The organism is Cupriavidus sp. CuC1 (genome assembly GCF_044627735.1).
Lineage (GTDB): Bacteria > Pseudomonadota > Gammaproteobacteria > Burkholderiales > Burkholderiaceae > Cupriavidus > Cupriavidus ulmosensis.
Map to the genome: position 1 here is coordinate 19,586 of NZ_JBIUHC010000101.1, position 18,826 is coordinate 38,411.

Sequence of the window (18,826 nt, forward strand, 5' to 3'; positions counted from 1 at the left end):
GCTCCCGAGACGGCGGTATTCACCTGGATCGTCCCCTTTCAACTTCGCAACGCGCCCCGGCGCGAGTCCTTATGCATATCCGCTGGCTTGAGGATTTTGTATGCCTGGCCCAGGCCGGCAGCCTCGCGCGCGCGGCGGAGCTGCGCAACGTCACGCCGCCGGCATTCGGGCGCCGCATGCAGGCGCTGGAAGTCTGGGCGGGCGCACCGCTGATCGATCGCAGCGTGTTCCCGGTGCGCCTCACCGATGAAGGGCGCCAGTTCCTGGAAGCCGCGCAGAGCGCGCTGCGCACGCTCGACGAGACGCGCTTGTCGCTGCGCGCGGCGCGTCGGGCCGATGCCAGTACCGTGGTGATTGCCACCGGTAAGACACTCGCGCGTTCGATGGTGCCGGCGTGGCTGGCTGGCCTGCGCCACACGTTGCGCAACGATCCGGTGGCGGCCAATTTTCGCACCCGGCTCTCCACGTTTTCCACGCATGACGCGCTGGCGATGTTCACCGAGGGCGACGCGGACTTCCTGCTCTGCTACAACTCGCCGGAGCAGCCGGTGACGCTCGACAGCGCGCGCTACCAGTACTACCTGGTGGGCGAGGAACGCCTGGTTTGCGTGAGCGCGGCGGCGGACGGCGGCGGGCCGCTGTACAAGCTGCAAGCGCGCGGCCAGCGCGCGCCGGTGCCGATGATCGCCTACGCCGAAACGCTCACCCTGGGACGCATGGTCAACGGCGAGATCGCGCGGCGCGGGCTGGCCAGCCGCCTCGACGTGATCGCGGTAAGCGACTTCGCCGAATCCGTGCATGAAATGGTGCGCCAGCGCATGGGCCTGGCGTGGCTGCCCGCCAGGTTGATTGCCGATGACCTGCACGCGGGGCGCCTGGTGCGCGCCGGGCTGGAGGTGGGCGGCGAGACGGACCTCGCGATGCAGATCCTGCTGTATCGCCCGCGCGCGCCGATGCGGCCGCTGGGCGAGGCCTTCTGGCATGCCGCGGTGGCAGGCTAGCCGTCAGCAATCAACGCATCAACGCATCAACGCATCAACGCATCAACGCCACCACCGTCAGGACCACCAGGATCGCCGCCATCGACACATTGATCAGGCGCGCGCTCACCGGATCCTGCAGGAAGCCGCCCGCTCCCCCACCCCCCCTTGCCAAAACGGCAAGCGCCATTGCCAAAGCCGCACGTTGTTGCAGCCGCACGCTCTCTAACATCGCCGCATACCTGCCTACGGCGCAAATCTAAAAACGGAGAGACCTGCCATGAACAAACTGCTGCGTGCGGCTGCTGCCGCATCCTTCTGCCTGCTTGCCGGCGGCGCCTCCGCCTCGGGCTGGCCGACCAAGCCGATTTCCCTGGTGGTGGGCTACACGGCGGGCGGCAGCGTCGACCTGGTGGCGCGCACCATCGCGCCGGAGCTGGGCAGGCGCCTGGGCCAGAGCGTGGTGATCGAGAACCTGGGCGGCGCGGGCGGCACCATCGGCGCGTCCAAGGTGGTCAAGGCCGACGCCGACGGCTACACGCTGCTGATGGGCTCGGGCAGCGAGGTCTCGATCGCGCGCCTGACCAACCCCGCCGTGCGCTACGACGGCGAGCGCGACCTGGCGCCGATCACCTTCGTCGGCACCCAGCCGATGGTGCTGGTGGGCAAGTCCGCGCTGCCGGCCAAGAACGCCGACGAGCTGATTGCGCTGGCCAAGGCGCAGCCGGGCAAGCTGGCCTATGCCTCGTCCGGCGTGGGCACGCCGCTGAACCTGGCCGGCGAGCTCATCAAGCAGCAAGGCAAGGTCAACATCACCCATGTGCCCTATAAGGGTGCGTCCGCCATGTCCACCGACCTGCTCGGCGGCCAGATCGACCTCGCCGTGATGGTGCTGTCGTCGGCGCTGCCGCATATCCAGGCCGGCCGGGTCAAGGCCTACGGCGTGACCGAAGGGCATCGCGCCCAGGTGGCGCCCAACGTGCCCGCGCTGGCGGAAAGCAGCGCGCTCAAGGGCGTGGACATGGGCGTGTGGTTTGGCCTGATGGCACCGGCCAATACGCCGCGCGCCGTGGTCGATCGCCTGAACACCGAGATGCAGGCCGTGCTGGCCATGCCCGACGTGAAGAAGAAGCTGGCCGAGGCCGGCGTGGAAGTGGCGCCGGGCGGCCCGGGCCAGTTCGGCAGCTTTATCAAGCGCGAGACGGTGAAGTACAAGAGCATCGTCCAGACCGCCGGCATTCACGAATAAGGGGACGGCGGCAGGCGTACCATTTGCTTGTTGTCCGCTTGTTGTTTGCTAGCCGCAAGTGGCGGTGCCGGGATCGGCCGCCCGCCTTTCCTCGCTTCTTCGTTGCTTCTTCGTTGCTGTCTCGTTGTTAAGTCGAACTCACTGGCAACCTCCCCGACCCTAAAACATGACGACCACTGCCCCCAGCTTCCACGCTTACCCGGTTGAAGTCGAATTCCCCGATATCTCCGCCTACGCCACCGGCAACGCCGGCGTGCCCTACGTCCACACCTTCGACAGCGGCGTGCCCGGCCCGCACGTGATGGTCAACGCGCTGACCCACGGCAACGAGGTGTGCGGCGCCATCACCGTCAAGGCGCTGCTGGACCTCGGCCTGCGCCCGCGCCGCGGCCGCCTGACGCTGGCCTTTGCCAACGTCGACGCGTATCACAGCTTCGATGCGGCCCGCCCGGATGCGTCGCGCTATGTCGACCAGGATTTCAACCGCGTGTGGACGGCAGCCGTGCTGGACGACACCACCCGTGACTCGTCCGAGCTGCGCCGCGCGCGCGCCATGCGCCCGGTCATCGATACCGTGGACCTGCTGCTCGACCTGCACTCCATGCACGAGAAAAGCCTGCCGCTGATCGTTTCCGGCCCGCTCGACAAGGGCATCGCCCTGGCGCGCGCCGTGGGCGCACCGGCCAATGTGATCGTGGACGAGGGCCATCCGGAAGGCCGCCGCATGCGCGACTACGAAGGCTTTGGCGACCCCGCCAGCGCCAGGAACGCGCTGCTGGTCGAATGCGGCCAGCACTGGGAAACCGCTGCCGTGGGCGTGGCCAAGGACAGCACCGCGCGCTTCCTGCTCAATGCCGGCGTGATCGACGCTGGCGACGTGCCTGCAGGCTGGCTCTTGCCCGTGGCACCGCAGCGGGTGGTACGCGTGACCGAGCCCGTGGTCGCCAGCAGCATGGATTTCCGCTTCGCCGGCTCTTACACCGGGCTGGAAACCTTCGCCGAAGCCGGCACCGTGATCGGCTGGCGCGACGGCGAGCCGGTGGTCACGCCTTACCCGGATTGCGTGCTGGTGATGCCGTCGTTGCGGCAATTGCGCCCGGGCGTGACGGTGGTCCGGCTGGGTCAGCTGGTGGGCTGATCGGGTGATCGGTTAAGCGATGGATGGATGGGCGCGACGCGCACGAGAAGGTGTCCCCTGAAGGGGCACCACTCGCGCGCGTCTGTGCACTCCACAAGGGAGTTAAGCTGCACTTCTAGCTGTAATGGGTACGCCCTTGTCAAGGCGGCCTGCGTCAGGCGGTGGAGGTGTTCAGGCTGGCGTGGCTTGCGAGGTGGGATAAGCCGGCGCGGCGGGCGCGGCCGGTGCTCCGGCCGTGGACGGCTTTGGCCGCATGCCGGGCAGCAATTGCTCGAACAGCTCGTCGATCTTCATCTCGGGCGGGACCAGGTTGCTCAAGTTGAGGCCGCCAGCGCTGCGCAGGGCATCGTAGTTTGCCTTGCCGGCGCGCTCACCATTGATGTAGACGATGATCTCCGCCGTGCTCAGGAAATCGCGCCAGTAGGTCTGGCGCTGCATGTAGACCGTGGCGGTATAGGGGCACGACGCCACCGACGAGCCGGGCGACAGCATCTTGAACTCAAAGCCGCGCTGCTGCACCGAGTCGCGGATGAATTCCGCGTAGGCATTGCCGCTGCCCGCGTTGGCAATCACGCAGAACAGCGTGCCGTCGGCGGGCTGCATGACGGCGATATGGTCGCCGCGGTCGACCGGGACGACGGCCTGGTACGTGGCGCAGCCGGTGACCAGCAAGCCTAGGCTGGCGGCTAGCAATGCTTTTTTCATGATGCTCCTGGAAACGCTGCTGCAAGGGTGCCGAACCGTGTTGTCGGCAGGCGCGCCCGCCAACTTTAGGCCATTGTGGCGTGGGCAATCGTTGGAACAGAGCGGGTAAACCGGTCCTGCGCCGGTCCTGCGCCGGTTCCGTGGAGCGCGGTGGCCGCCGAGGCAAAAAAACGGCCAGCCGGAGAGGCTGGCCAAGAGGGGGTACTACCCTTGGAGACTACTAGCGTTCGGGTTGGCTGCGCGGGTGAGTCTCAGAGCACAAAAACCTGGCGGCAGCGCAGCGCCATCACCTGCGCCTCGAAGGCGCGGGCGGCGCGCCGCGCGAGCTGGTCGCGGCGGCGCTGGCGGGGTTTGGGGCCTGGCGAGCCAGCGGGCTGGTCCTTGCTGGTGCCGTCGCGGCGGCCGCCCGGGTGGCCATGATCCACGGCGAGGGGGCCGAGCCCTGTCACCTGCCACTCGCGGCGCGTAATCGCGAGGATGTTGGCGAGTGCCTGGGCTTGCGGCGCGGTCATACTGCCCGGGAGGAGGACGTTCATCATGATATTCAGCGTGGCCCGGGCTCCTGGGAGCTTGCGGCCTTGTAGCGTCGTTGACGTTTGTTGGTATCGTGATGGAAAGATACACAGCGCCGGAGCGCGCCATTATCGACGGCGCACCGATCTTGCTGTGGGATGTGTCCTACAAGGCGCCGGAGAGGCGATTGGACCACTGGTTTGCTCTGCTCTCCTGCCTGGCTGGAGGGGCCGGCAGGATCTGCGTTGTCGTGCTCCCCTCTCCCCCTGAGGGGAGAGGGAGCAACAGCCGTCGTCATGGCGCGCGGCTTTGGCCCGTTCGGCGGCTTTGTCAGGCGCTTCAGGCCTTTGCCGCGCCCCCGCTGGCCATCGTGCCCACCACCATCAGGCAGATCGCGGCAAGGAACACTCCCACCAGCAGGATCTGCAGGCGCCCCACCGGGCGGCCCTTCAGGAACGCGTTGCTGATGAAGGGCGGTGAGACCAGGCCCACCACGGTAACGATCAGGATGGTCAGGGCGAGTACGGAAAGCAGGGTTTGCATGCTGGATATCGGTGTGGGTAAGTCAGTGCTCGCGCTCAGTTGGCGCCGCCACGCACAAGGCAACCCTCGAGAACTGGCGAGCCTTCCACCTGGCCGGCGCCGGTACATTCCACCGCCACCTTCTGCCCGCGCCGGACCATGGTGCCGCGCGCTTCCACCTCGCAGGTGCGGCCGGCGGGGCCGCAGATCTGGATCGGCAGGAGCTTGGCGCGCACCACCAGGGTCGGGCTATTGGAGCGGATATCCAGGAAGACCGTGTCGCCTCCCTCGCGCCGCACGCCGCTGGCTATGCCCTCCACGATGAAATACTTGCCTAGGTAGCGGTCGTTGGCCGCGCCGCTGTTTTCCTGGTAATCGTCGACGAGGGTGTCCGCCTGGTATTGCGGCAAGATGTCGGTGGAGCGGTTCGGGTCGATGCTGATCGGGTCCAGCGTGCCGTTCTTGGGCACGCCGCGCGCGCCGGCGTTCGGCTCCGGCACCGCCGCGGACGCCGCCCTGACCGGCTCGGCGGCCGGTTCTTCCTGCTGCTCTTCATGGTTGCCGGTGAGCCACAACATGCCAAGGACGGCAAGGGCGACAACGCCGATAAGGATTTGCTGGTTACGGTTCAACATCCGGGGTTTCCTGCGATAGAAATAGGCCATTGCGCTGGCAGGCACCAGCTTGCGCAGCGCGCGCGCCGCACTGCGTGCCGGCGCGCTCGGATCGGCCGCCAGCCCGCCTGTGGCAAGGACTGGCGGTGCCAGTCCAGGCGCTCGGGAGGGACCTGCCCAAAAAGTTGCCCACAGCTTTGCCCACAGGGTTATTCGGTCTTCTCCACAGACTTGTCCACAGCCTGGACAGGGTGTGGTGTGGGGATCCGGGTGGGGTTGCGCATGCACTTCATGGCGAGGGTGTGGCGTAAGGCTGGCTTTGGCGGCGCCGCCAGGATGCCTCGCATCACGCTGCAACCGGCAAGCAGCGATCAGTGAAGGTGCCGCAGCCCGGTTTCGTCGTCGTCGTCTTCGTCTTCGTCCCAGTCCTCGTGCTCGACCGGGGTGTCCGGCGCCATGTCGAACACCATCGAGTGGTGCTGCACGGTGAACCAGTCACGGAACTGCTCCAGCGTCAGCGTTTGTGGCCACAGGCTTTCGTCGAACCACTCCCCCAGCATGAATTCGAAGAGGGCGCGCCAGCGCTGCTCCACCCACTGCAGCGCTTCCGGCGTGGTCGCCACATCGTCCGGCACCAGGAACACACTCTGGTCCTCGCGCACATGCTCAAGGGTCAGCGTGGCTACCGGGTCGATATCCACGGCCATGATCCAGTCGAAGAAAGGCTGCTGCGGCACCAATACGACGAGCGAGCGATTGAGGGTAAAGCGGGGATGATCGGTCATGGCAGGGGCTCGTTCGCTGAAACGGCCCATTGTAGCCGTTGGCCGTGCCCGCATGCGATTCATCGGTGGGCCAGCGGGCCGGCACTGCCAGGCCGCCGCCCGCCGTGGACCGGCACGCCTAGATGATGGGCCGTCCCCCCCTGGCAGGGTCGGCCCCGAATGCGTCCCGCGCCGGCAAGGCGGCCGATGGCGGGGGCGGTGCTGGCGTGGGAACCCGGTTGGGGAACAGCACGTCCTTCAGCCCCAGGAAGCGTTTTTCGATCAGGTGCCAGCTGAGCAGGGCCGCTGCGATGGAAGCGCACAGGCACGCCGCCGAAAAGCCCAGTTGCCACGGGATCTGGCTGCCAAGCAGCAGGCGCGGCTCGCCGAACGCCTTGACCGCCACCACGCGGATGATCGGGTGGAACACGTAAAGCGCGTAACTGTACTTGCCCAGGAACACCAGGTACCGGTTGCTGAACACGGCGTGCCGGTCCGTGGCGCAGGCCGCGTAGATCAGGCCCACCGCCACCACGGCAACCACCGAGAAGCCCACGGTGTAGATCAGCGGGCTGGATTCCAGCCGGGAACCCATGGCCGCGAGCCCGCCCACCAGCACCAGCAGCGCGAACGGCGCCGCCTTCACCAGCCAGGGCTTGAAGTGCAATCCGCGCCGGACCGCCATCGCCAGCAACGCGCCCGCCACCAGGCCATCCAGCCGGGCCGGCGTGAACACCGAAATGGCGTCCGCGCCGAAGCCCTGCATGACCATGCCGACGCGCACCGCCAGCGTACCCGCCAGCAGCACAAAGCACAGCCGGCGCATGGCGGCCAGCGGCAGCAGCAGCACCAGCAACGGCCACACGGCATAGAACTGCTCCTCGATGGCGAGCGACCACAAATGCCCCGCGCCCGCCCCGAAAAACGTGCCGGTCAGCGCCTGCTTGAGGTTGGACAGATACAGCACGAACCACGGCCAGCTGGCCTGCACCGCCTCCAGCTTGGCCTGCTCGTTGTCGCCGAGCCGGTGCGAGATCAGCGGAAACAGCAGCAGGAACAGGACCGCCAGGTAGAAGTAGTACAGCGGAAAGATGCGCAGCACGCGGCGCCCGTAGAACGCGCGCAGGTAGTTGGGCGCGCCCTTGGTGCGCAGCAGGATGCCCGTGATCAGGAATCCCGACAGCGCAAAGAAGATATCCACGCCGATCCATCCCGTCATCGACAGCTGGTAGAACACCCGGTCGAGCGCCAGGTTCGACACCAGGCCCACGTGGGCAAAGTGATAAAGCATGACGATCAGGACCGCCAGGCCCCGCACACCGTCCAGCGCGGATAAGTGTGTACCGTCTCTGTTCATGTTCACTCCCTGCTTGGGATGGGCACGGCCGCGCGGGCGTGCCCCCCGGACTGCCGCGGCACAATGTCACAAGGTACCGCGAGGCCCGGCCTGCGTTGGTGTGGCAGCCAACAGAAACAGAGGCCAGCTCCACTCAACTGCGGCTTACAAGGCTTGTTGCGGCAAGTCCTGGAGTGGTTCGGCCTCGACGCTGCGCGGGTGCGCGCCGCCCTCCTCGCTCCCCGCCTCCAGGGTTGCCGCCTGCGCTCGCTTGCCAAGCCAGCTTCTGAGGCGCAGGAAAGGCGCTTCGACCAGCGCGTAGCTCAGCGCCGCGGCCGCCAGCGCCTCCAGGATGCAAAAGGGGAAGCGCAGCGCCAGCGGCGATGCCGTGCTGGTAAACAACTGCTGCCAGACATACAGGCTGAACGAGATCGTGCCGACGAACACAAAGGCCTTGCTCCTGAGCAGTCGCGATATCCACAGCTCCGGGCGCTCCACCACGGCGAGGATCAGCAGGCCGACTGCCGCCGCCAGCGCCACCGGGCCATAGGTCGCCGTCCAGATGCCGCCGGCCAGGGTGCCGATGACCGGCAGGCCAAGCAGCAGTACCAGGATCAGCGCCGGGAGCACGAACGCACCGGCGAAGCGCGCGTTCATTTGTGCCTTCAGGCGCTCGCGATCCAGCGCGATATAGCATCCCATCAGCACCGGGTCCACGCCCGTGTGCAGCATCAAGCCCAGCTGCCCGCGCAACGAAGGTGTCGCGAAATAGCAGAGCACCCTGAGCAGCGGCATCAGCATGATCACCAGCACCAGCCAGCGCGGATCCCTGCCGCGCAGCAGCAGCAACAGCACTGGCGGCCACAGCCAGTAGAACTGCTCGTCCAGCGCCAGCGTCCAGAAATGGCCGAGCAGCCACGCGCCGGTGGGATGCGCCATGTTGACGTTGCCCAACCCGAGCAATTCGGAGTAATTCCAGAGGTGCACTGCCGCAAACAGGATCTGCCGCACATCCACGTCGATCAGCCCGGCGATGCCAAACAGGCCCAGCGCGATGAGATAGACATAGAAAGCCGGCCAGATGCGCAGCGCGCGGCGGCCATAGAAGCGCATCAGCTTGATGGAGCCGCAGGCGCGCCACTCAGCCTGCAACAGCTCCGTAATCAGGAAGCCGCTCAGCACGAACGAGATAAACACGCCGACGCCGCCGTTCGCGAAATACCGCAGTGGCGCAAGCAATCCCGTGTACCCCCCCTTGGCCATGTGCTCCGCATGGCTGATGACCACCAGCATGACCGCAACGCAGCGAAGCCCGGTCAGCTCTAGAACGCGACGGCTCATTTTTCTCACCCCTCAAAGTGTCGGGGGCGCGGTACTCTGCCATGCCTCCCTGCCGCCACGCCACGACGCTCTCCGGCATCGCGGTGGCTCGCGCGCGGCGCGCGTAGCCGGTGGGCATGCGAGATGAAGCTAGCCTGCCCCGCGCCCGCTCACTGTGCGCCGGCATACCAAGTGCGTGCTAACGTGAAAGGATGACAAACGCGCGGCTACCGGTTCGGCAGCAAGGAGGCAGGCGCCATGGGTTTCAAGGTCGGCTTCACGCTAGCGGTGGAAGGCCTGCTCTTTGCGGCCTTGCTGTTTGGCGCCGCAGGCACGCTGGCCTGGCCCGCCGCCTGGGCCTATCTCATCCTGTTTTTTGGTGGCGGCTTCTGGCTGACGGCGCGCCTGGCGCGGCACGATCCGGCGCTGCTCGCCGAGCGCATGAAAATGCCGCTGCAACCCGGCCAGCCGGTCTGGGACAAGATTCTGCTGCCGTTCGTGGCCGCGGCGTGGATCGCCTGGATGGTGCTGATGGGCCTGGATGCGGTGCGCTTTCACTGGTCCGCGATGCCGCTCTGGCTGCAGTGCCTGGGCGCGGTGCTGATGGTGCTGTCATTTTTCGCGATCGACCGCGTGTTTCATGAAAACACCTTCCTCGCGGCCGTGGTCAGGATCCAGGCCGAGCGCGGGCACCGGGTGGTGTCGAGCGGCCCCTACGCCGTGGTCCGCCACCCGCTCTACGCCACCATGCTGGTGTTCCTGCCCGCCAATGCGCTGATGCTCGGCTCCTGGTACGGCGTTGCCGCCTCGCTGGTGCTCATTGGCGCCATCGTGCTGCGCACGGCAATGGAAGACCGCGAGCTGCAGCGCGGCCTTGCGGGCTACGCGGCTTATGCGGCCCGGGTGAGATACCGGCTGGTTCCGTTCGTCTGGTAGGCGCGTCAGGAAGGCAGCCGGTCTTTGCTGGCTATCGCAGGTTATCGCTGGCTATTGCCGGCGATCTACGCACCGAAGCCTCAATGGATCTGCATCCCGCGCATGGCGTGGATGCGATCGTGATGCCACTGTATGCCCTCGTACTGGCGCTGCACCACCGCGCGGATCTCGGGCGGCATGTCCTTCATCAGCGCCGACTGGTATTCGCGTTTTGCCGTTTCCTCATCGCGTTCGCAGAGTTGCAACACCGCATCATCGTTGTGCGGCGCGATCACGTGCAGCACCTCCATCCAGCCGCGATGCAGCGTGCCGCCCATGGTGCCGCGATCCCGCGGCTCCGCGCCCAGCGATGTCACCAGTGCCTGCAACTCCATCACGGACGCGCGGCACGATTCCGCCGTGCCCGCCAGGATGGCGCGTATCTCGGGGTTATGCACTTCACGGGCGCCGGTTGAGCAGCTGAGTTCGCCGTCCTTGCCAACCTCGATCAGGTGGTTCAGGGTGCCGACGATTTGTCCTTGCGCGTTGGTCATGACGATCTCCTTGCCGGTCTTGCATGGACAGGAGCCTGTATGAATCCTCATGTGAATCCCCGCGTACATCGGCGCCGCACGCTACACGCCTGGCGTCGATGCCGGTCCGGGATTCAGGCCCCTGCTCCCTGTGCTTGCCTTGATTGCCGCGCGGCACTTATGCGATGGCTCGCACGCTGGCAGCCGCGTGGACCAGCGGCGGGCGAGGGTTTGGGATTTCAGTATAGGAGGGGTGTGCGGACTCGTTGGGGATGCTGGCCAGCTTGTGTGCTACAGATCACCGGAATCCGATTCTCCACCCGGCGGGTGGTGAATCAACGCGTTTGGAAATCAATGAAAATCAATGGAAATCAACCTCCGACCCGCGCCTGCCGACACCCTGCGCCACCTGACCCACACAAAACCGCAAAATCTGCAAACCGCCTCCCGGTACCTTGCGCCCCATGGAGATCACATGAAACCCGAAACCCGAATCCAGTACGCCCAACGCATGGAACCCGTCCTGCGGTGGCTGGCAAGCCACCCCGACGCCGACCCGGATCTGTACCAACTGGCCGACCTGGCCTGCCTGTCACCGTATCACTTCCATCGCGTCTACCGCGCGATGATCGGAGATGCCGCTGCGCGATACTGACCTACACAGGCCCCTACAACGAGATGAACAAGGCCTATAACTGGATGTTCTCGGAATGGCTGCCGAACAGCGGGGAGGTGCCGGCGGATTTTCCGATGTTCGAGCAGTACGTGAACGATCCCCGCATCACGCCGCCCGCGCAATTGCAGACGCGGATCTGCATGCCGGTGAAGTAGGTCTGCTTGCCTACTTCCCAATACAAAACCGCGTAAAGATCGTCCCCAGCAGATCATCGCTGCTGAACTCGCCGGTGATGCTGTTGAGATGGTCCTGCGCCAGGCGCAGTTCTTCCGCAAACAGGTCCAGCGCCTGCGCTTGCTGCGCCGCGCGCTCTTCGGCAAGGTCCAGGTGCGATTGCGCGCTGCGCAGCGCGGTGAGGTGCCGCTCGCGCGCGAGGAAGGTGCCTTCGTTGCCCGATTGCCAGCCCACCAGCCGCAGCAATTGCCCGCGCAGCAGGTCGATGCCGGCACCGGTGCGTGCGGAGATCCATACCTCGGCCGGGTTCGGGCCGATGGCGGCGACCACATGCGGGCGATCCGCGCTGAAGTGGTGCTCGCCTACCTTGGGCGCCAGGTCGATCTTGTTGACCACGCGCAGGATCGGGGAGCCCGGGGGCAAGTGGCCGGAGAGGCGGTCGTCGATGGCGCCGTCGATCTCCGACAAGCCATGTTCCACGTAGTCGGCCGCGTCCACCAGATGCAGCACCAGGTCGGCGCGGCCCACGGCTTCCCAGGTGCGCGCGATGCCGATGCGCTCGACTTCGTCGGTGGCGTCTTCGCGCAGGCCGGCGGTGTCGATGATATGCAGCGGGATGCCTTCGATCTGGATGGTCTCGCGCACGCGGTCGCGCGTGGTTCCGGGGATGGGCGTGACGATGGCGAGCTCCGCGCCGGCCAGCGCGTTGAGCAGCGACGACTTGCCCACGTTGGGCTGCCCCGCCAGCACCACCGACAAGCCCTCGCGCAGCAGCGAGCCCTGCTTGGCCTGCGCCAGCACGCCGCACAGCGCGTCGCGGATATCGGCAAGCTGGCCGCGCGCGTTGGAGGCTTCGAGGAAGTCGATCTCTTCCTCGGGGAAATCCAGCGTGGCTTCCACCAGCATGCGCAGGTGGATCACCTGCTCCACCAGCGCGCGGATGGCGTCGGAGAACACGCCTTCCATGGAGCGCGCGGCCGAGCGCGCGGCGGCTTCGGTGCTGGCCTCGATCAGGTCGGCCACGGCTTCCGCCTGGGCCAGGTCGAGCTTGTCGTTGAGAAAGGCGCGGCGCGTGAACTCGCCTGGCTCGGCCAGACGCAGGCCAATCTCGCGGCCCGCATCCAGGCAGCGCGCCAGCAGCATCTGCATCACCACCGGGCCGCCATGGCCCTGCAGCTCCAGCACCTCTTCGCCGGTGTAGGAATGCGGCGCGGGGAAGTACAGCGCCAGGCCGTGGTCGATCGCCTTGCCGCGCGCATCGAGGAACGGCAGGTAGGTGGCGTGGCGGGGTTTAAGCGCCTGGCCGCACACGGCCTGTGCAATCGCGCTCACGTCGGGGCCGGACACGCGCACCACGCCGATGCCGCCGCGCCCGGGCGCGGTGGCAATGGCAGCGATGGGAATGGCGGAAGTGGAGCGAGTCTGGAGGGAGTGGGTTGCGGTCATGGCGGTCGTGGCAGTCATGGCGATATTGTCGCAGATCGATCCGGCACATCCGTCGCACCCGCCGCATCCTTTGCGGGCATGTTCAGGCACTCCATCATCAGCCGGCGTGCCACCGCGCCGTCGATCAGGCCACCCAGGCTGCCTTGGCGCTTCACCAGCTTGCGGTGCAGGCGCTTGGCATAGCGCGCGGGCAGCACCGGCTTCAAGGCCTCGATCACATAGCGCAGCCGCTTGCTGCCAATGCGAAAGCGATGCACGCGGGCCAGGTCTTGCGAGCGCGCGGCGCGCGCCAGCGATTTCACGCGCTTGCGCCCGCGGCACACCCGCCGGCTGGCGAACTCCGCCAGGTGATCCTTTGCGGCGGGGCCGGCGCCCTGCACGCCGCCCCGGTTCAGGTGCGTGAGATCGCGGTGCAGCACGGGCAGCGGCCAGTGCTGGTATTCGGTGAGCTGCGCCAGCATGGTGGCGCGTGCGTAGTGGCGGCGCGTAATCGCGGTGTCATGCACCGCCAGCAGCACCGGATCCTCCGGCTCCAGGTCCAGCGCCGGGCGCAAGGTCTCGCTGACGAACACGTCCCAGTCGCGCACATCGCCGGCAGCCTGCGCCAGCTTGCGCAGGCAGTCATCCCAGCGCGCGCGGATGGCCTTGGGCAAGGCCGGGGCAAAGGCCCAGCACACGGCGCGCAGATGCCGCACCGCCACGCGCAACGCGTGCACATCATCAGGGTGGTCGCGCCGGTGCAAGGCATCCAGCTGATCGGCAACCGCCACCAGGCCCGCATCGCCGAGCGCGATGAAGGCATCGATGGCGGGCATGCGGGGGTGCAACTGGATGGGAAGGTTGGCAGCGCGCATGGCATATCGGCGTTGGCGTATGTACCGGCGTACCTACTGGAACAGCCTGATCTACGCAGGCCGGGTTCAGGGCACGATTCAGGGCACGTCTATTCAGTGTAGGCCATTGTGTCGGTTGCGCCGCACTCCATTGACAGCCCGCGCGCTTCGGGTTGCAATGGTTGCTGGCAACGCCAGCCGGCCAGCCACCACCCAAGCCGTACCCGACCACCACTAGTGCGAGGAGCAGCGCCATGTCCACCGAACAAGAACGGCTTTTGCTGCGGGACACCATCGAGGCCGGCTTTCGCCAGGCGGCCTTTGTCGCGGACGTGGGCATCCGGCTGGTGGATTGCGGGCCGGGCTGGTGCGAGAGCGAACTGCTGGTCACGCCCCGCCACCTGCAGCACGGCGGCATCGTCCACGCCGGCGTGCAGGCCACCATCGCCGACCACACCGCGGGCGCGGCCGCCTCCACCATGCTGGATGCCGGGCGCCATGTGGTCACCGCCGAATTCAAGATCAACCTGCTGCGCGCCGCCCGCAGCGATCGCCTTACGTGCCGCGCCGACGTACTGAAATCCGGCCGCGCCATCATCGTGGTGGAGGCCGATGTCTTCGCCAACGTGCACGGCGAGGCGGTGCTGGTCAGCCGCTTCAACGCCACCATGAGCGTGCTCGACCTGGCCTGAGACGGTGCCTTGGTGCCGGACCCGGACGGCCACAATATCGAGGCGGTGTGCGACGCGCCTGGGTGAGACGAGGGCAACGCAGACAAGCACGCAGCGCATGCGATACCGAAAATCGGTAAATTGTTACCTGTCTTAGGTACCCGGCAAAAACCAGCAAAAGCCGGCAAGCCATGGGCTTGGGCTGCTCAGAACAACAGCGTCAGCAAATCAAACAACTCCTGATCCGCCGCTGCGGCGGAACGGGCGCGCCGCCTGATCACGGCCAGCAGGCAATCCACGAAGCACTGCGCGGCCGCGCCGCGCATCGCGCTGCGGCGCGCGATGATGCCCAGCTGGCTGGTTTCGAAGCGCTCGGCCACCGGCACCGCCTGCACCCAGCCGCGCATCGCGTCGGTGAACATCAGCGGCCGCGGGCAATAGGTGAGCATGCCCGCGTGCCGCACCATTTCCAGCAGCAACGAGGTCGAATGCGCGCGATGCAGATGGCGCGGCTCGATGTCGGCGCCGTGCTGCCAGAACAGGTTCTGCATCATCGCTGGGTAGGTGGCGGGCGTGTAGTTCACCACCCAGTCCTGATCCAGCAGTTGATGCAGCGAGGTCTTGCCGGCGCAAGGATGGTCGCGGCTGGCTACCACGCGGGAGTCATAGGCCAGCAGGAGCTCGCAGTCGAACTCCTGGCCCGACATGGTCCGCGTGAACGGACCCACGACAAAATCCAGCAGGCCCTCGCGCAGGCGCGGCAACGCCACAGCGGTCAGGCCCTCGAACACCTCAAGCTGCACGCCCGGCATGCGCTCCCGAAAACGCAGCATTGTCTCGGACAGGAACGTCAGCATGACCCAGGGCGTGACACCGATCGACAGCCGCCCGCCCACCTCGCCACGGAGCTCCGCCAGTTCCGCGTTGGCGCGCTCCAGCTGGCCAACCACCAGGCGTGCATGGCCCAGCAGCCGTAGCCCCGTCTCCGTGAAGCCAACGCCGCCGGCGGTGCGCAGCAGCAGCGGCAGCCGCTGCTCCGCTTCCAGCTCGCGCAGTGCCTTGGTCACCGCCGCCTGCGAATGGCCCAGCAGTCGTGAGGCGGCACGGATGCTGCCGGCGTCGGCAACGGCAACCAAAGCCTGGAGTTGATGGAGTTTCATTGTGGGGCTGAGGGGAAGGGGGGAAACGGAAAAGGGGGGGCAACCAATGGTTGTCAGGATAACAAGATTGCCGCTTCCCGCGGCGGGTGGGCGCTGCCTATGATCGGTTCCCTGTTCCACGGGGGCGCCGCCGGCATGGCGTCTGCCACCCGGCACCCACAAGGAGACCCGTCATGCTGCAAGCCCCCCAACCCGCAGAATCCCCTGTTTTGCCCGGCATCCGCGCCATCGAGGCCGAAATGGTGGCCTTGCGCCACCGCATCCATTCGCATCCCGAACTCGGTTTCGAGGAGTTCGTCACCAGCGACCTGGTGGCGGAGTGCCTGCAGGCCTGGGGCTATGCGGTGCATCGCGGGCTGGGCGGCACCGGCGTGGTCGGCACGCTGCACCACGGCGAGGGCCGCGCGCTGGGCCTGCGCGCCGACATGGACGCGCTGCCCATCCAGGAAGCCACCGGCCTGCCCTACGCCAGCAAGCTCGACGGCAAGATGCACGCCTGCGGGCACGACGGCCACACCGCCACCCTGCTCGCCGCCGCCAAATACCTGGCCGAGCACAAGCCTTTCAAAGGCACGCTGCACCTGATCTTCCAGCCCGCCGAGGAAGGCATGGGCGGGGCCCGTGAAATGCTCAAGGACGGGCTGTTCACGCTGTTTCCCTGCGATGCCGTGTTCGCCCTGCACAACATGCCCGGCCATCCGGTCGGCAAGTTCGGCTTCCTGCCCGGGCCCTTCATGGCCTCGTCCGACACCGTCACCATCCGCGTGAGCGGGCGCGGCGGCCACGGCGCGGTGCCGCACAAGGCGATCGATCCGGTGGTGGTCTGCGCCTCCATGGTGATGGCGCTGCAAAGCGTGGTGGCCCGCAACGTCAACCCGCTCGACATGGCCATCGTCACCGTCGGCGCCATCCAGGCCGGCAAGGCGCCCAACGTGATTCCCGACAGCGCCGAGATGCGGCTGTCCGTGCGCGCGCTCAAGGCCGAGGTACGCGACCTGCTCCAGGCCCGCATCACCGCGCTGGCGCACGCCCAGGCGGAGAGCTTCGGCGCGCGTGCCGAAGTCCACTACGACCGCCGCTACCCGGTACTCGTCAACCATCCCGCCGAAACGGAACTGGCCCGCGACGTGGCGCGCGAATGGCTGGGCGACGAAGGACTGATCGACAACATGGTGCCCCTCACCGGCAGCGAGGACTTCGCCTTCCTGCTGGAGCAGCGCCCCGGCTGCTACCTGATCATCGGCAACGGCGATGGCGAGGGCGGCTGCATGGTGCACAACCCGGGCTACGACTTCAACGACGCCTGCCTGCCGCTCGGCGCCACCTACTGGGTCAAGCTGGCCGAGCGCTTCCTGGCCTGAGTCCGCGCGCGCACGGCCGGTTTGCTCCCCTCTCCCGCGGGCGGGAGAGGGGAGCACAACAACGTAGATCGAGTTTTGTCAGCAAGCTGACCGGGCGCATGCACGGCAATAGCACTGCCATGATCGGGCGCATGCCCGGCAATAACGATTCAAGGAGACCGGACCATGTCCACCACCACCGCCGCCCCGGCGCAGGCGCCCACCGCCGCGCCCGCCCTGCCCGCGCCCACCCGGCGCGCCATCGCCGCCATCACCATCGGCAACGGGCTCGAGTTCTATGACTTCACCGTCTACAGCTTCTTCGCCGTGATGATCGGGCGGCTGTACTTCCCGGTGCAAGGCGCGCTCGGGCAGTTGATGCTGTCGCTGGCCACCTTTGGCGTGGGCTTCGTGGCGCGGCCGCTGGGTGGCGTGCTGATCGGCCTGTACGCCGACCGCGTCGGCCGCAAGCCGGCCATGACGCTCACGCTGTGGATGATGGGACTGGGCTCCGCGCTGTTCGTGGTGGCGCCCACCTATGCCCAGATCGGCCTCGCCGCGCCAGCGCTGATCGTGCTGGCGCGGCTGGTGCAGGGCTTTGCCATTGGCGGCGAGATGGGCGCATCCACGGCGCTGCTCATGGAGTACGCCGACGACAACTCGCGCGGCTACTTCGGTAGCTGGCAGTTGTTCAGCCAGGGGGTGAGCGTGCTGCTGGGATCGCTGGTGGGCCTGCTGCTGACCAATGTGCTGCCCCCCCCGGCGCTGGAAAGCTGGGGCTGGCGCCTGCCCTTCCTGCTCGGCATCCTGGTGATTCCGGTTGGCCTGTATATCCGGCGGCATCTCGACGAAACCGGCGAGTCCGCCACGGGCACCCACGGCGCCACCAGCGCGCGCGGGCCTGTCCGAGGTATTCCTCGGCCATGGCCGCGCGGTGGTGGCTGGCGTGCTGATCACCATCGGCGGCACCTCCGCCAACTACATCGTGCTGCACTACATGGCCAGCTACGCGGTGACGGTGCTCAAACTGCCGCTGTCGGTCGGCATGGGCGCCGGTTGCCTGGCCGCGCTGGTGCAGGTGGCGCTGTGCGCCTATGCCGGCCGCCTGTCGGACCGCATCGGGCGCAAGCCCGCCATCCTGTGGTCGCGTGTGGCAATGTTGGTGCTGATCTATCCGGCCTTCCTGCTGATCAATGCGCACCCGTCACTTGCGGTGCTGCTGGCTGCGGTGGCGTTGCTGGCGCTGACCCTGGTGTTCAACACGGTGCCGTCGGTGGTGGTGCTGACGGAACTCTTCCCCCGCCGGATTCGCGCCACCGGCCTGTCGGTGGTCTATTGCATCGGCGTGCTGGTGTTCGGCGGGTTTGCGCAGTTCCTGGCGACCTGGCTGATCGACCTCACCGGCAACCGCAACGCGCCGGCCTTGTATGTGATCGGCTGCGGGATTGTGTCACTGGTGGGTTTGGTGATGGTGCGGGAGACGGCGGGCAAGCGGCTGGATTGAGGAGACGGTCGCTTACGCCTTGCGCCTGGCCGTGCCTGCGCTCTGGGGATGGCAGGCTTGGCCCTCATCCCCGAGCGTTGCGCACCCGTGCTCGCAGGGCCTCGAAGTAGTCGCTATCGACCGGAGCCGTGGGCGCTGAATCGGCACCCGCCAACAGCAGGCCGCGAAGGTGCTGGCGATCCTGATCCTTGCGGATCAGCTCGCGCACGTACTCGCTGCTGGTGCCGTAGCCGCGTTGGTTGACTTGCTCATCGACAAAGGCCTTGAGCGTGTCAGGCAGGGAGATATTCATGGTGCTCATGGTTTCATGCTAGCGAGTTTGGCAAGATTTGGCCAACCAACTTTCTGCGTGGCGTCTAGCCCTACTTTCGCAAGCTCAGTGTTATTCCGCGGCCGCACCGAGTCGGAATGCCGCGTAGATACTGGATTTCGC

19 protein-coding genes and 2 pseudogenes are annotated in these 18,826 nt (G+C 66.9%); 8 read left to right on the forward strand and 13 right to left on the reverse strand.

Annotated features, from left to right (window positions below; genetic code table 11):
• Positions 1-71: 71 nt before the first annotated feature.
• Entirely contained in the window at positions 72-1,001 is a 930-nt protein-coding gene (locus tag ACGLHR_RS33795) for a LysR family transcriptional regulator (protein WP_400099293.1), read from the forward strand.
• Between the two features lie 34 nt (positions 1,002-1,035).
• On the opposite strand, the gene ACGLHR_RS33800 is transcribed toward ACGLHR_RS33795, so the two are convergent.
• Positions 1,036-1,212: a hypothetical protein gene (locus ACGLHR_RS33800; RefSeq protein ID WP_400099295.1), complete on the reverse strand. Its 177-nt coding sequence runs from the start codon at positions 1,210-1,212 to the stop codon at positions 1,036-1,038.
• A 48-nt stretch (positions 1,213-1,260) separates the two neighbouring features.
• Between ACGLHR_RS33800 and ACGLHR_RS33805 the strand changes: the two genes are divergently transcribed.
• Both ACGLHR_RS33805 and ACGLHR_RS33810 read left to right on the forward strand, forming a co-directional pair.
• Positions 1,261-2,229, forward strand: a complete 969-nt coding sequence (locus tag ACGLHR_RS33805) for a Bug family tripartite tricarboxylate transporter substrate binding protein (protein WP_400099297.1) — start codon at positions 1,261-1,263, stop codon at positions 2,227-2,229.
• Positions 2,230-2,395: 166 nt separating this feature from the next.
• Positions 2,396-3,367 carry a M14 family metallopeptidase gene (locus ACGLHR_RS33810; RefSeq protein WP_267604893.1) on the forward strand — a complete coding sequence of 324 codons (972 nt, stop codon included), beginning with the start codon at positions 2,396-2,398 and terminating at the stop codon, positions 3,365-3,367.
• Between the two features lie 171 nt (positions 3,368-3,538).
• Here the strand turns inward: ACGLHR_RS33810 and ACGLHR_RS33815 are convergent, their stop codons facing one another.
• From ACGLHR_RS33815 to ACGLHR_RS33845, 7 genes are all read right to left on the reverse strand, one after another.
• Positions 3,539-4,072: an Sbal_3080 family lipoprotein gene (locus ACGLHR_RS33815; RefSeq protein ID WP_400099299.1), complete on the reverse strand. Its 534-nt coding sequence runs from the start codon at positions 4,070-4,072 to the stop codon at positions 3,539-3,541.
• A gap of 251 nt (positions 4,073-4,323) precedes the next feature.
• A complete protein-coding gene (locus ACGLHR_RS33820; protein WP_400099300.1) occupies positions 4,324-4,608 on the reverse strand; it encodes a hypothetical protein in 285 nt (94 codons plus the stop codon).
• A gap of 316 nt (positions 4,609-4,924) precedes the next feature.
• Positions 4,925-5,128, reverse strand: a complete 204-nt coding sequence (locus ACGLHR_RS33825; protein ID WP_174424410.1) for a hypothetical protein — start codon at positions 5,126-5,128, stop codon at positions 4,925-4,927.
• Positions 5,129-5,163: 35 nt separating this feature from the next.
• Positions 5,164-5,742 carry a hypothetical protein gene (locus ACGLHR_RS33830; protein ID WP_267604896.1) on the reverse strand — a complete coding sequence of 193 codons (579 nt, stop codon included), beginning with the start codon at positions 5,740-5,742 and terminating at the stop codon, positions 5,164-5,166.
• Positions 5,743-6,092: 350 nt separating this feature from the next.
• Entirely contained in the window at positions 6,093-6,506 is a 414-nt protein-coding gene (locus tag ACGLHR_RS33835) for a hypothetical protein (RefSeq protein ID WP_400099302.1), read from the reverse strand.
• A 118-nt stretch (positions 6,507-6,624) separates the two neighbouring features.
• Positions 6,625-7,842, reverse strand: coding sequence for an acyltransferase family protein (locus ACGLHR_RS33840; RefSeq protein WP_400099304.1), 1,218 nt, complete (start codon positions 7,840-7,842; stop codon positions 6,625-6,627).
• A gap of 144 nt (positions 7,843-7,986) precedes the next feature.
• The gene (locus ACGLHR_RS33845) at positions 7,987-9,162 is read right to left on the reverse strand and encodes an acyltransferase family protein (RefSeq protein ID WP_400099306.1); all 1,176 of its coding nucleotides are present in this window, start codon (positions 9,160-9,162) and stop codon (positions 7,987-7,989) included.
• 237 nt (positions 9,163-9,399) lie between these two features.
• Here ACGLHR_RS33845 and ACGLHR_RS33850 point away from each other — a divergent pair, with 237 nt between their 5' ends.
• Positions 9,400-10,077 carry a methyltransferase family protein gene (locus ACGLHR_RS33850; RefSeq protein ID WP_400099308.1) on the forward strand — a complete coding sequence of 226 codons (678 nt, stop codon included), beginning with the start codon at positions 9,400-9,402 and terminating at the stop codon, positions 10,075-10,077.
• Between the two features lie 80 nt (positions 10,078-10,157).
• Here ACGLHR_RS33850 and ACGLHR_RS33855 read toward each other — a convergent pair whose 3' ends face one another.
• Positions 10,158-10,610, reverse strand: a complete 453-nt coding sequence (locus ACGLHR_RS33855) for a PA2169 family four-helix-bundle protein (RefSeq protein WP_267604899.1) — start codon at positions 10,608-10,610, stop codon at positions 10,158-10,160.
• Positions 10,611-11,064: 454 nt separating this feature from the next.
• Between ACGLHR_RS33855 and ACGLHR_RS33860 the strand changes: the two are divergent.
• Positions 11,065-11,420: pseudogene (locus ACGLHR_RS33860) on the forward strand (GyrI-like domain-containing protein).
• Positions 11,421-11,430: 10 nt separating this feature from the next.
• Here ACGLHR_RS33860 and mnmE read toward each other — a convergent pair.
• Entirely contained in the window at positions 11,431-12,885 is a 1,455-nt protein-coding gene (mnmE, locus tag ACGLHR_RS33865; protein ID WP_400099319.1) for a tRNA uridine-5-carboxymethylaminomethyl(34) synthesis GTPase MnmE, read from the reverse strand.
• A 14-nt stretch (positions 12,886-12,899) separates the two neighbouring features.
• Complete coding sequence (locus ACGLHR_RS33870) at positions 12,900-13,739, reverse strand: CHAD domain-containing protein (RefSeq protein ID WP_400099310.1); 840 nt, start codon at positions 13,737-13,739, stop codon at positions 12,900-12,902.
• A 233-nt stretch (positions 13,740-13,972) separates the two neighbouring features.
• Here ACGLHR_RS33870 and ACGLHR_RS33875 point away from each other — a divergent pair, with 233 nt between their 5' ends.
• Positions 13,973-14,410: a PaaI family thioesterase gene (locus ACGLHR_RS33875; protein ID WP_400099312.1), complete on the forward strand. Its 438-nt coding sequence runs from the start codon at positions 13,973-13,975 to the stop codon at positions 14,408-14,410.
• Between the two features lie 185 nt (positions 14,411-14,595).
• Here ACGLHR_RS33875 and ACGLHR_RS33880 read toward each other — a convergent pair whose 3' ends face one another.
• Complete coding sequence (locus tag ACGLHR_RS33880; protein ID WP_318234590.1) at positions 14,596-15,549, reverse strand: LysR family transcriptional regulator; 954 nt, start codon at positions 15,547-15,549, stop codon at positions 14,596-14,598.
• A 239-nt stretch (positions 15,550-15,788) separates the two neighbouring features.
• On the opposite strand from ACGLHR_RS33880, the gene ACGLHR_RS33885 reads away from it, so the two are divergent.
• Positions 15,789-16,910, forward strand: coding sequence for a M20 aminoacylase family protein (locus ACGLHR_RS33885; protein WP_400099320.1), 1,122 nt, complete (start codon positions 15,789-15,791; stop codon positions 16,908-16,910).
• Positions 16,911-17,075: 165 nt separating this feature from the next.
• Positions 17,076-18,393 (forward strand): annotated as a pseudogene (locus ACGLHR_RS33890) (MFS transporter).
• A gap of 64 nt (positions 18,394-18,457) precedes the next feature.
• On the opposite strand, the gene ACGLHR_RS33895 reads toward ACGLHR_RS33890, so the two are convergent.
• Positions 18,458-18,694, reverse strand: a complete 237-nt coding sequence (locus ACGLHR_RS33895) for a type II toxin-antitoxin system ParD family antitoxin (protein ID WP_400099313.1) — start codon at positions 18,692-18,694, stop codon at positions 18,458-18,460.
• Positions 18,695-18,826: the final 132 nt, after the last annotated feature.